Origin of the sequence: Pseudomonas sichuanensis (assembly GCF_003231305.1) — a bacterium.
Classification (GTDB): domain Bacteria; phylum Pseudomonadota; class Gammaproteobacteria; order Pseudomonadales; family Pseudomonadaceae; genus Aquipseudomonas; species Aquipseudomonas sichuanensis.
On sequence record NZ_QKVM01000087.1, the window covers coordinates 1 to 13150 of the forward strand.

A 13150-nucleotide genomic window follows, 5' to 3' on the forward strand; every position below is an offset into this window, starting at 1 on the left:
AAGGGTTCATGTCGGCGGTGCGTAGAATTGGCATTAATAGTCGGGTTGAATATATAACTCGCCATAAGGAAGATTCAAAGTTGCCAGCGCATCCGGAGACGGTTTATGAAAAATATTGGATTAGTTGGCAAGAAGTATTTGGAAGTGATTCTTGTGTTGTGCGGTGCTCGACTTGGCAAGAAGCCAAGTCTGTTGCTGCGCAATATAGATTCTCCACCAGTGTAGAGTATCAGAATGGTTGCTCGGTTGATGCTCGGTTGCCAAAGTGGCCTAAAGAAAAATATAAAGATTTTCCGGGTTGGATAAACTTTTTGTTGCCGGAAAATTACATTTGCTTAGACGATGTGCGATGCGCTGTGAAGGTTTTGGGTATCAGCAGTAGTGTCAAATACAAAAGTGCTCGTAAAAAATATCCGTTCTTACCTGCTCATCCGGAAAGGATGTTTTCTGATGAATGGGTAGATTGGTTCAGTTTGTGTGATAGACCGCGTAATTACAGCTACGAAGAGCTTCAGGAGGTAGTTAGATCGTACGCATGTACGACGATTAAAGAATACCGGGAGTTATGGGGGAGTCTTAAAGATCCAAGAATTCCTAGCAGCCCTGAAGAGGTTTATCCGCAATGGAAGAGCTGGCACGTATTTTTGGATAAACCCTACCCATACACTTTGGAGTACATTCAAGGTTGCGGGATAGGATGGATCCCCAGTATCCAACTATTTTTAAAGAAACAGAAGAATGGAGGGGGGAAGGAAACGAGTATCTGCCGTTTCATCCGACATTTCATCGAACCTAGTGGTGTGGATAAAACGCCTCGGGAGTTTTTGACCAGGAAAGGTTTGGACATCAAGCCGTTCAAGATGCTGATGGATAAACAAGTCAACAGTTCGGTCGCTCGAGCTCTATTGTTGACAGTCAATTCCTACTTGAATGAGGTGTTGAGAAATGATCTCACTATTGAAGACGAGGAAACTGGTGAGTTGATACGGTTAGATGGAGCGAACAACCCATTTGCAACCATGGAATACGACAGTAACGGAAAGCCAAGGCCTAGCGAAACAACAAAGCCTGCGCTAGCATTCCAATATGTTGATTCGATGAAGAAGTGGATGGTTCCTGAAAGTGCTACTAGCTTTTCCGATTTAATACAGTTGCATCAGTTTGATTCGGATTACCTTGAAGTAGATGAAAGTCTCATAGATCGTTCAGATCCTGATTGTGTATTCAAAACAAAAGATGAAAAATATCTATTGTGGTGCCCGGTCTACTGGATGCTTGCCTATTCCCTTGCTTCAGTTCCTGCGCGAGGACGCCAGATCGCCTACAATGATTCTGGTGAGTCGGACGAGTATATTGTTGATATTAAGGATAAAAAGGTCGTTTGGGTTAAAAATGTAGGTTTTTTAGCTCAGCGTAAAAATCAACAGGCATTTATAAAACGCTGTGAAGATAATGCTTGGGGGATGCATTTTACCTCGAATAAAACTAGCTACGGCGGGCAGGGCTACGATGTGCCTTGGGCTCCGGAGAAGCTTATTTACTGGATGATTCGACTTCGTAAATGGCAAAATAAATACAATCCTATTAAACGTGTTATGCCATGGTCAGAGTGCACTCGGACAAATTTAAACGAGGCACAGCTTAAACGGAAGGGTGCCAACTGTTTTCTATTCAGGGCATTTAATGAGGAACAGCCTGGTTCGTTTACATCGCAGCTTTCAGAGCGTCTGGCTGCGGCGCTCTATTTTTCACAGCCTAGAAATCTTACTTTGGCGAGCTTTCGTAAAGGGGGTAGCCACAGCGCTTTATCCCGTTATGAGTCCGTGTACACCCCGCACAGCATGCGTGTCAGCCTGATCACTGCTTACGTCATGGAGTTCGGTCTTCCAATTGAAGTGATTATGAAGCTGGCCGGACACGCGTCGGTCGTCATGAGTATTTACTACGTCAAGGTCGGAGCCGCATTCCTCCGTCGTCGAATGGATGAGGGAGAAAAGCTGGCGCTAAGGGATGGGGCTTACGTAGCTCAGGAGATGCTTGAGCAAAATCGGCTTAATGAGTTAATGCATGAGTTAGTCGCTAACAATGAGCAGGCGTTACAGGTACTTAAGGCCGGAAACGTTGGCAGTACATTGGTTCGCGACTACGGACTGTGTCCGTATGGTGCAGCACGCTGCGATGATGGTGGCTCCCGTGTGGGCAAGACGCTAGTTTGGAATGCGGTGCCGGCGGGGTTTCTTGGAATGCAAAACTGCCTTCGTTGCCGGCACTTCATCACGGGTCCGATGTTCCTTGGGGGGATGCTTGCGCTGTGGAATGCAATCTCCCTCGAACTCAATCTCCTAGCAAAGCATTATTTGGACTTCGAAACGGAGATCGATGATTGCATTGATAAAATTCAGGAGATGGATGAGCTTGAATACGACCTAGAACAAACTGGAGGAATTTTTGATTCTAAAGAGCGTAACCGCACCGAACTAGAGATCAGGAAACTTCAGTCTGAAAAGGAAAGCCTTGCCAAAAAAATGGACATGTTTTTTTGTGATTTGCAGATGCTGACTAAACAGATCAACGAATGCAAAAAAATTATTGCTTTGCCGGAAGGTAAGGATGAAAGCAAAGTTCAGCTCGTTGTTCAGGAGCAGAATGAAATAAAAGTCGAAATTGAGCAAACTTCTCTGTTTCAGCAATTGAATGAAGTGTGTATGAACGCAAGTATTTTTCAGTCGGTCTCTGCAGCTTCAGCGACACCTCGTCGATCACAGATGATTGATCGCGTGGCATTATTCAACAAGATTCGACCAGCTATGTGCTGCCTGAGTGAAAAAGAACAGTTGGCTGTGGGGAACCAGGTAACAAAGTTCCTGCTGCAACGATTGAAAACTTGGGAGCGTGTCGATCAGCTAATTGACTGCCATATCCTCCTTGAGGATTTGGGCGACGACGAACGAATTTCGAAAGAAGAGATCTCCGAGCTTTTGTCCTCGAAGCCACCCCAATTACTTAATTTGAAGGAGTTGATGGTATGACGCCCGATGAAATGCTGGCACATTTGAAGGAACATGCACCCAGACAACGAGTGACGCTTGATGCGGTTTTTGCTGTGTGCCAAGAACAGATTGAACGAGGTGTCGCTGATTTCTCTTTCGCCACCATCGCGCGTATGGGAACTGGACGAGGCGTTCCAAAGGTACAAAGCATTCGGAACAAGACTGGTGAGAACTACCGGATGCTGATCAAGTGTTTCGAGGGGAGCATAGGAGCACGCAAGCGTTTGCCCAAGCAAAAGGCCGCTGATGCCTGGGTTGACGATATTGCAGACCCGAGATTGCGACTTATGGTCAACATCACTCTCTCCAAGTTGGCGGAAGCAGAGCGCCTCAATAGAGAGCTCATACCACCGGGGACAGAGATCCGAATTGATGACCGAGTCGGAAGTCAGACGGAGTACAGACTTACGCCTGTAGAGCGTCGTGCAATTGAGTATCTGATATCTGAAGATTTCTTCATAACATGGCAACTCAAACCAAGTAGTAAAGGAGCAGTTGTCGATGAGCAAGGGAAAACTGTGTTCAAGCCAGGGACGTTGGATGCGCTCACGAAAATCCTAAATTACCTCTGACATCGGTAACACACGCTGCAAGCAAAGCCTCCCAATGGGGAAGCTTTGAGATCGTCACTGTGAGAAGCGTTACCTGCTCTCGGGCGAGGGTAAGCACAGGGCGGTTTATCTAAGTCCTCTACTTGAGGCTCTCGAGTTCGCTATGAATCCTGGCTAAAAGCTGATTTGAGTCCTCTGGTCCCATGTTGCTGTAGACCGCCGCAAGAAGCGTCAGGGGATGAATGCCTAGATTTTTTGCGATAGCAGCCATTTTGGGCAGCGTCGGAGTTTTCTGGCCATTTTCGAGTTCGCTGATGTATCCCTGATTCATGCCAACAGCAATTTGGGGAAGCCCTTTGGCGCGACGTATAGATTTTACGGTAAATCCGAACGATTCTTTGAGATCCATTTGCTGGCCCGCAAAAGGCACGATAAAGCCTTGCCGCGGGATAAAGAGCTATACGCTATAGCGATATTTGCATTTTTCACCGATTAAATAGTTCTTTCTGTGCGGATCGTTGTTCAGCGTACCCAAAAAGGAGAGAGCATCTGAAGGGACCTGTCCTCATGCTGTGTGTCGGGGGTACCCGGAGAATGCTGCTTTAGGTGGCGTGTGGAGTACAAAACTCGAGAATGCTTTTTCCTTCGAAGATCCAGGTCTCCGAGCTTGTAGCTGGCAATCGATGTCCGATACAGAACAGCGCTTTGGTCGTTGTCCACCCCAGTAAACGCCACAATGCTTTCAAGCTCTTCTAAAGCCCAGGCGCTGCGTCCGCTTATGGAAGGGGGACACATCATGTGGACGTGCCTGACCACAACATCCTTGGCTGTTAGAAGATAGTGCCGTAGCTCATACGCACACTCAACCATGGCAGCGCGATTCCGTTGACCGGTTCTAGCCGATGTGATCGTAGCAATGAAACAAAGTCCCTCTATTTCGCAATGAGTCCACGTTCTTGTCTCTTTTTGCTTGGGGTCAAAAAGGATTATCACTAAGCGCTCCGATGTCGTGCCCCAAGAGGAGCCCATTGGCTAAAGGGAAAAAAACTATATGCTATAGCAATATTTTGAGTGTCGCATTCCCATTGGTCGCCGGCCATCCATGTCGTTGATCGGCTACCTATCTTCCGTTTTTTGAGGTTGTAATGAGACGGGAGTGGCGTGTTTGAGGCTCCAGCCAGAGGTCATGATGAAAGGACGACGTAAGGTCATAAGCCATAAATCGTCGTTGCAGGGTCAGTTCGAAGCCGAAGCCGAAGCCGGGCGCACGCTGGTCAAGAGATCAAAAAAAAACGCCCACAGATTTCTCGATGCTGCTTTGGTATTTGGCGGTAGTTTTGAGCCGAGTGGGTGTCTAGCTGGTGGCTCGTGTAAGCCACACGTTGAGGGCCAAAGAATTACGCCGACCAAATCCGATGTGACAGAACATTCAGTGCGATAGCCAAACCTCTCAGCGCCACTCACTGAGACCATTGAAATCGTAATTCATGCAGGTCAATGGACGATTGCCGAGTGAGTGACGATTGACGAAGCACGAGGAAAGTATGGCAAAGCCAGCGTGGATCAGCGCGATCCATTCGTTCAGCTCGCGCAGCGGGCGGCGATCCACATCGGCGGGTTAGGCTTCTGGATCGGCTTTGGCACGCTGGTGGATGTCGGGAATTTCCAGATGTCGCCATCGTGGGCGTAATCGCCTTGCCACAAGGCGCGCACCACCGGAACCATCTCGCGCAGTGCTTGACCGCCGGAGGAAGCGGGCATGCCGCCGGCCATGCGGTCGAATTCAACTTGATACGCGCCACGGGCCAGACCTACTTTTATGCGACCGTTACTGATTACGTCCAGTAGTACGCATTCGCCGGCGACCCGCAGCAGGTGCCAGAACGGCGCAATGATGGTGCCGGCGCCGAGGTGAATGGTGGTGGTCTTGGCGGCCAGGTAGGCCAACAGCGGCATCGGTATTCCCATGGCGTGGTGTTCGCCGATCCAGAAGGTGCCGAAACCGCCGGCCTCGGCCCTTACCTCGAATCTTTTATTGCCGGCCTGTCGATCGGAGTCGGCTGGCTGATGATTGAAGTATCGAAGTTCGCAATATGCGCAGAATATTTTCTGGATCAGGCGAGCACGGGCAGGGCGGCTTTCTTTGAATTACGTAAACCAACTTCACACAACAATCAGTCTTGCTGGAAATATTCAGCCTGGTTATATGGATTGTGATGGGATTCAGCATAAGCTCGTTCAATAAACAAATACCAGTCTTGTACACTGTTATTTTTATCTAACTCCATAAATTCTAGACATAACCTGAGGCGATTTGTGGCGACCCACGCTTCTAGGCATGAATGGGGCTCAACGGTGACAACTAAATTTGGGAGCATCGTTAACTCCTTAGGTTGAAGTTGAAAGCTTTATTTTCTTGGCGTGAGTATGTAGCACGGAAAGATTTCTGGAAATTTTATACAGGTGGCCGATAATTTTCTTCTAAAAAAACAATCGGCCATGTATCTATAGATTCAGTCAGAAGGGATATTTACGAGGACTGGATTGAATACTGACCCAATGATCAGTGGTGAACTCGTTGATCGCCCATTCTCCGTTAAACCTACCGAGCCCTGAGTTCTTTTCACCACCAAAAGGAACGTGTGGCTCGTCATTAATGGGAATATCGTTTACGTGACTCATACCGGCGCTTATCTGACGGGCGAACGCGACACCGAGCTCTAAGTTGGATGTGAATACAGAGCTAGAAAGACCAAATTCACTAAGATTTGCAAGAGTTAATGCGTGTTCACGATCATCCGCGCGCTGAATGCCAACAAGTGGGCCAAATATTTCCTCTTTCGCAATGTCCATATCCGCGGTTACATCTGCAAACACGTGGGGGGGGACCAACTGTCCCTCGACCTGACTGGATACGATTACTCGCGCGCCTTGTTCTTCTGCTCTCGCGATTTTTCTCTCGAGTGCTTCGCGTTGGCGCGAATTAATAATTGGACCAATCACGGTATCAGAATTGTTGGGGTCACCGACTTTAAGCCCCCTCACTCGCTGTGCAAACAGATCAATAAAGGACTCGTAAACGGGTGCCTCCACGATAATCCTATTAATCGCCATGCACACCTGCCCTTGATGGAAGAATTTCCCCATAACCGCAGCGTTTACTGCTAACTCTAAATCAGCATCCGCTAAAACTACAAATGGACTGTTGCCGCCGAGCTCAAGTGCAACGTGCTTTAGATATTGTCCGCAGGCCAAGCGTCCAATGTTTAAGCCGATAGGGGTAGAACCTGTGAAAGAAATAAATTTGGGAACAGGGTGTTCGACGAATGCATCGCCTATTTCACTGCCCGCGCCCACGACGACACTTAACACTCCCGCAGGCAATCCCGCTTCCTCAAATATTCGTGCCAACAATAACCCCCCGCAAATTGGAGTATCACTAGCGGGTTTGATCACGACTGAGTTTCCTAGCGCGAGCGCTGGTGCTACCGAGCGTTGAGTGAGGTGTAGGGGGAAATTCCAGGGGCTAATAACTCGGCGGTTGCAGGATCTGAGTGCAACACGGTTATTGAATTGAAGCGGGAGCATCATGCCGCATCACCACGGCTTCTTGCATCACTTCGCCCATCACCTCGATCGGGCATTTGAAGTCGAAGCGTTTGCGCGGTCGCATATTCAGTTGCAAAGCGATGGCGTCCAGGGCTTCCTGACTATGCACCGACAAGTCCGTGCCCTTGGGCAGGTACTGGCGGATCAGTCCATTGATGTTCTCATTGCTGCCGCGTTGCCAGGGGCTGTGCGGGTCGCAGAAGTAGATCGCCACCCCGGTCCGCTGGGTGATCTCGGCGTGCCGCGCCATCTCCCGGCCCTGGTCGTAGGTCATGCTCTTGCGCACCGCCAGCGGCATGCCATTGAGCGCCGCACTGAAGCCCTCCAGCGCCGAGGTCGCCGTCGCGTCGGCCATCTTGATCAGCATCAGGTAGCCGCTGGTACGCTCCACCAAGGTGCCCACCGCCGAGGCATTGGCCTTGCCCTTGATCAGGTCGCCCTCCCAATGGCCTGGCATCAGCCGGTCTTCGACCTCCGGCGGGCGCACGTGGATGCTGAGCATTTCAGGGATCTGGCCGCGCCGATCGACGCCGCCAGAGCGCGGCCTGCGACTCGTCTTGCCCTGGCGCAGGCAGATGATCAGCTCCTTGCGCAGGCCACCGACCGGCAGGGCGTAGATCGCGTTATAGATCGTCTCGCGGCAGACGTAGGCCTCTCTGAGGCTGGGTATGTTCATGCTGCGCAGCTTGCCGGCAATCTGCTCGGGAGACAAACCCTCACGCAGCATATGGACGACCAGCTCGAAGCGCTCACTGCCCGGCAGCAGCTTGCACTGAGGCCTGCAGACCTGGCGGCGGACCTGCATCTGCTGCTGGGCAGCACAGGCCTGGTAGCGGGTGCCAGGGGCCCGGTTGCGGCGCAGCTCCCGGCTGATGGTCGAGGGGGAGCGGCCGAGCATCCGGGCAATTCGCCGCTGGCTGAAACCTTGGGCAAGGCCGAGTTGAAGGGTCGCACGTTCGGGGATACTGAGTTCGTGATAGGACATAGTGGCAGCACCGTACCGGAAAGGTCAGGTGTTGCACTCAGTTTTTGCGGCCGCCCTCCAATAACACCCAAGGGCTCACGATAGATCCGATTTTCCTTGCCTGCCACGTTGGACTGCATGATGCGTCCATGTACACGAGTTGGGAAGGACGCAGACTCGAGTGTTATTGCTCTCGCAGCACTCCATTCAACCATAGCTTTGATGCGGGTGCTGCCAGACTCTCGAATAATCCAATCGATGATTTCGTCACGGCGTGTATCGAAAACTTGAACTGCTCGGAGCATCACTTCCGCACGGAAAGCAGGACTTTTTCTCGCCCAATCGAGTTGAACTGCAGCTGCCGTCAAATAAGCATCATTTAGGTCTTCAAGAGTCGCTTGAGTTAATGATGCCAATAGGTTGCCATTAAATGGATCAGAAACTGATAATAATGTAGATGCGCGGCCACGTCGCCATGTACCGGCTAATGGCAGTTCGTGAAATGCATGATAGTGTTCGTAATTTATGCCCATGATATTCACCTAGTTGTATGTCTACTTTAAATTCTAGAATTTTGTTGTAATAAGGAGTTGAGTGTAAACGTTAGAGCCCGAATGCCCTAGCTGGGATCCGCCTTGATCAAAACCTGCGTCGGGCTTATATATTCCGACCAATGGCATAAGTGATGTGTGTTCACTTATATTCCATAAAGCATAGGCATCAATTTCTTTAGCGTTTAAATTGGTAAAATTTTCCGCTTTGCCTAGTGTGTCAAAATTGAATAAAAGCATACCTATGGACATCGCATCAGTAGGGGCGATAGAAAGTGATATGCTATTTATCCGCGTGTTTGAGTTAAAAGGGCCAGCATAGTTTGACGCTACTTCACCTTGGAACCATGTTCCTAGTGCCCGTACATTGCCGTAAAATAAAGGATCATATCCTTCCGAAAATCGACTGTATCGATAGTTAATGGTTGGACGCAAATACAGATCTGAAAATTTCCATCCGGCTTCTACGTACCAGGCGTTTTCATTTGTTCCGTCATCTTTTCTCTGCAGAGCATATTCTGCAGAAAGAAACAGATCTGGGTATCCAATGTTACCTTGTCCGCGTAAAGAATATGTTTTTGTACCATCTCTATTCAAGTCATCAAAGCGTTTATCAGTATTGGTTACTTCAAGGTATGTAAGGCCGATCGTCCCTTTTGTTGTGACATTTTCCAAGGTCGCTACGGCTAATCCGGCTTTAGCCTGAGCGGGGTTGTCTGATTGGAGCCACATCAAATCGCTTCTTAAGCCACTGGCCCCACCTACGCGTAAAACAGCGGTCTGGTCAAAATCCTTTCTTCCAGTTAGGTAGTAGGCTCCGCCGCGATTGAGCGTGCCTTCTGCTATGCCTTTGCCAAGATTTAGCGAATCGCCGGCAACTAAAAATCCATCGCCGATAACAATATTCTGGCGCCCAAACGAGATATCTAATCCGTTATCACCGAGACTAGGAAATGTACTTCCGGAACGCCAACCAGCATACGCGTCTTCGATTTTGGTAGTCCGTTCCGTGCCGTCTGTCCAACCAGCAGCGTCGCCATCTCCGAAAGATCCAGTACTGACCCAATTTAATGATCCATACAGCTGGCCACTTATAACTTCTGCTAACGTGCCGCTCAGTCCATATTTAAACGCGGCCTCTTGCCACGAAGAGCTTCCTGCATCACTAGCACTCGATTGAGCATAGCTTTTATTGCTATGGAAAACTCCCATTGAGAGCTCTGCGTCGGCATTTAGCGTCCATCTATCATCCTCGTGCAATGAATACGCAAGCGCGCATGGAATGATAAAACTATTGATAGCGATAGCTACTAAAACGCGGGACGACTTTGCCATGATTGATATCTGCCGTTTTTATTGTTTGAAGTAGGAGCTGTATGAATTATTTAAAAAATGGGCGGCCAAACCAAAAAAGCCCAATCCCGGGTTTAAGTAATAAAAAACGCCGACAGCACTCAAACATAATGTGAGCGGCGCTAAAGTAATAAATGCGCGTGGTGCCAGAAGCTTAGAGGGCTAAACTTTTACATCTGCGTCGTTTAGGTTTTGCAGGGATTTTTTTGAAGGTCGTTCGTATTTAACACCCAAATGTGCACGAACATCTTCAAAATCTACCATCCAGTTTTTTGGCGATGCGCCTTCGCCGAGATCCCGTGGTGACGCATATCCAAGAAGGCGTTGGACAGTAGGAGAAAAGTTTTTTGCAATTTCCCATGGCACGCCAATGGGTGACGCTTCTTCGGGGGTCAACCAACCTAAAACAAAACTCATGTGCAATCCAAAACGCCATTGGTCAGTAGTGACGTTCGCGCCGGCGCCATGAATGGTTTTTCCCGTATAGAGAAGTGCTGAACCTGCAGGCATGACTGCTTGCACAGTATCGCTTTTACTGACGGTCGAATTGAAGTCTGCAAACTTATGACTTCCTGGAACAACGAGAGTCGCACCTGTTTCTGCTTTGAAGTCGCTTAGCGCGAGCATGATACTGACCATTGCCTCGGGTGCGTCAGGACCGAGATTCGCGAGAATAGGCCAAATCACTGTATCTCGATGCAGGGCTTGGGCCTTAGACCCTGGTCCAACGATCATTGCTTGAGCGGTGTTGAGCCAGTAATCACCAGTCAAACTTGTGCTCGCCCAGGCATGCATCAACTCGTGTTCTAGCACTTCAGAAAATGAGGGAGATCGGCTGAGTAGTCGAGTGAATCGTTTAGTATTATGTCCCCAAAACACAGTCATATCTGGGTCAGCATACGATGCGCCGGGAGTGATACCCATCGCGTCTTGGGCAAGCTCTTCTCTTACCCGGCGCGTTAAATCAGCTGAAATAAAGTTTTTAACTATGCATCCTCCGTCTTCCTCAATTGCTAACAAGATTTCGGAAAGAGAGTTGATATTTCGATCGAACTTTTTGAGCTGTGCCATTTTGTTTTTCTCTAATTCATTGATATTTGATTGTTGTTATTACTGTTTTTCGCGTCGAGCTGCTCTCTAGTCGTTTATTTTCTATTTCCTCCTCAATTCGCTATCCAGACGCTGGCTGGAGCATGCCGTATACCGTATGGGTTGATTTGATCTTGCGATCCTCCGAACATTTCGCCAAGTCTCCATGGGTACTAGTCCTTTAGGGGGAGGCAGAAATCTTCTCGATAGTTGTTACGATTAGTAACAATAATCGTTATTTGTTGATTCGCAGAAGCCTGAATCAAAGGCTTTTCAGTTGGCATAAGCTTTGCTGCACATAAACATCAGTATAAATTTTCGTGGTATTGGTTATTAGAGAGATGTTTTTTATGACTATTAAGCATGCTGATATCGTCTCTGTTGATCGTTACTGCGGAATCAACACGAGCGTTAGTGCGTCTCATTTTTTACGGCATTGTTCTCCAGCGTTAACGGAACGTGAGTTGCAAACGTTGGAATTAATATCAAAGGGATTTAACAATAAAAATATTGCCAAAGCATTTGATGTTAGTGAAAGTACGGTAAAGAGCCATGTCAAAAACCTGTTAAGAAAGTTCAATGCTCGCTCTCGGCTTGAATTGGCAGTATTAAGTTACCGCACGACAGGTGGGGGCGGGGCGATGGGCGGTGCTGATATTTCTAGCTTTGGCTCGCAGAGCGACGATGGCTGGATCTCTATTTCAAACGCCAAATTTGTCATCAACCGTTCTGGGTATATCGTTCGGCATAACAAGGATTGGCAGTTGTTGATGGGCGGGGATACGTGTGGGAGTATGGTTGTAGACAATGTTCATCATAGAGACAAAAAAGCGTGGGAGACGTTTTTAAATGCTATTGTTCAGTTCGTCCCTAACTCGCATATTTCAGATGTAAGATTTATATCCAACTTGGGAGATGAATTGACACTAACTTTAAACTCTTTTATATTTCATGATGAATTCTATTTTGTGGTTGAGAAAGTTAGTACGGTTGTGGATTATAAAGACAGGTTTAATTTTGGCTTCGCTAATGCGTCTAACTTGATCGAGTCCCTGCCAGGGCTTTTCTACAAAAGTCGCAAGGCTTCAACTTGGGTCATGGAGTATGTAAGTTCGGGCAGTGTTAAATTGCTTGGTTATACTCCGGAGGAGTTGGTTGAGCGTAGAGATAGTACTTGGGAAGAACTTATCATCCCTGAAGATAAATTTATTGTTTGGAGTACTGTCGAGGAGGCAGTCAGTGGGCATACTCCGTTTAGAATTAAATATAAAATTAGATGTGCGGATGGTGTCGTCAAGTCAATATCTGAATGGGGAGTAGGAATTTACGGCCCCGAAGGGCAACCGATCGGTATCGAAGGCGCTATCTTTGAGGATAATCGCGTAACATAACCCTCTTGATATGCTGCTGAGATAATTTTCGGCCCTCAACGTCCTAGACGTCGGAGGCATTTAACGGCAGCTATCGGCCAATTTAGCCTATCGCCGAAGGGCAGCTATGGGTCGATTCTGTTAAAAAAAGTCGGATTTTCAAATGGCCTGAACTCAGGCACGACCACCACTGGAGAACCTACTCACCACATTGAGTGGCTTTTCGGCCCTTCGGTTGTTGGCGCTGACGCCGAATTGACCCAGTTGCCGAGATGTCACTGACCCAGTCGGATCCCACGAAAAACATTGCCTGTGCAGTGGGTCGTCGATTCTAAGCTGGGGCAGTCTTGCATCGGCACGTGGGTCAATTCGGCATAGGCCTCAACAGTCACGCGCTAAGGAAGAGCTTCGTGCGGATTCCACGCCATCCGGCCACCCAGTCCGCTCTCATCTGGCCAGGCATTCCAGGGCCATCTGGCCACCTGTTCCACGGCCATCCGGCCGGGCAGTCGGAGCGCAGCGACGCAGGGGTGGCATTGTTAGTCCGGGTTGGCTGGCGTCGTCAATTTCTGCGTCCGTTTGCGCATTGATTCACCCTTCAGATTGATCCGGT

Annotated in this window: 8 protein-coding genes and 3 pseudogenes; 4 read left to right on the plus strand and 7 right to left on the minus strand. The window is 48.7% G+C overall.

Annotation, left to right across the window (positions count from 1 at the left end):
* Positions 1-8: 8 nt before the first annotated feature.
* Both gmtZ and gmtX read left to right on the plus strand, forming a co-directional pair.
* Positions 9-3029 (plus strand): gamma-mobile-trio integrase GmtZ, encoded by a 3021-nt coding sequence (gmtZ, locus tag DM373_RS27380; RefSeq protein ID WP_279630499.1) that lies wholly within the window; start codon positions 9-11, stop codon positions 3027-3029.
* Positions 3026-3622 (plus strand): gamma-mobile-trio protein GmtX, encoded by a 597-nt coding sequence (gene gmtX / locus DM373_RS27385; protein ID WP_110996483.1) that lies wholly within the window; start codon positions 3026-3028, stop codon positions 3620-3622. The genes gmtZ and gmtX overlap by 4 nt, the downstream gene beginning before the upstream one ends.
* A 118-nt stretch (positions 3623-3740) precedes the next feature.
* Here the strand turns inward: gmtX and DM373_RS27390 are convergent, their stop codons facing one another.
* Positions 3741-4010 carry a helix-turn-helix domain-containing protein gene (locus DM373_RS27390; protein WP_110996484.1) on the minus strand — a complete coding sequence of 90 codons (270 nt, stop codon included), beginning with the start codon at positions 4008-4010 and terminating at the stop codon, positions 3741-3743.
* Positions 4011-5194: 1184 nt separating this feature from the next.
* Positions 5195-5617, minus strand: a pseudogene (locus DM373_RS27405) (LLM class flavin-dependent oxidoreductase); the annotation flags it as partial.
* On the opposite strand from DM373_RS27405, the gene DM373_RS28865 reads away from it, so the two are divergent.
* Positions 5573-5818: a hypothetical protein gene (locus DM373_RS28865; RefSeq protein ID WP_157966896.1), complete on the plus strand. Its 246-nt coding sequence runs from the start codon at positions 5573-5575 to the stop codon at positions 5816-5818. The pseudogene DM373_RS27405 and the gene DM373_RS28865 sit on opposite strands and share 45 nt — an antisense overlap.
* Before the next feature lie 300 nt (positions 5819-6118).
* Here DM373_RS28865 and DM373_RS27410 read toward each other — a convergent pair.
* The 5 genes and pseudogenes from DM373_RS27410 to DM373_RS27430 form a co-directional block, all read right to left on the minus strand.
* Positions 6119-7135, minus strand: a pseudogene (locus DM373_RS27410) (aldehyde dehydrogenase family protein); the annotation flags it as partial.
* 31 nt (positions 7136-7166) lie between these two features.
* A complete protein-coding gene (locus DM373_RS27415) occupies positions 7167-8195 on the minus strand; it encodes an IS30-like element ISShes10 family transposase (protein WP_011711660.1) in 1029 nt (342 codons plus the stop codon).
* Between the two features lie 56 nt (positions 8196-8251).
* Positions 8252-8707, minus strand: a pseudogene (locus DM373_RS27420) (aldehyde dehydrogenase family protein); the annotation flags it as partial.
* Positions 8708-8740: 33 nt separating this feature from the next.
* On the minus strand, positions 8741-10060 hold the full coding sequence (locus tag DM373_RS27425) for a hypothetical protein (protein ID WP_110996487.1): 1320 nt from the start codon (positions 10058-10060) through the stop codon (positions 8741-8743).
* 180 nt (positions 10061-10240) lie between these two features.
* Positions 10241-11149, minus strand: coding sequence for a phytanoyl-CoA dioxygenase family protein (locus tag DM373_RS27430; RefSeq protein ID WP_110996488.1), 909 nt, complete (start codon positions 11147-11149; stop codon positions 10241-10243).
* A 368-nt stretch (positions 11150-11517) separates the two neighbouring features.
* Here DM373_RS27430 and DM373_RS27435 point away from each other — a divergent pair, with 368 nt between their 5' ends.
* Positions 11518-12558 carry a LuxR C-terminal-related transcriptional regulator gene (locus DM373_RS27435; protein ID WP_232893821.1) on the plus strand — a complete coding sequence of 347 codons (1041 nt, stop codon included), beginning with the start codon at positions 11518-11520 and terminating at the stop codon, positions 12556-12558.
* Positions 12559-13150: the final 592 nt, after the last annotated feature.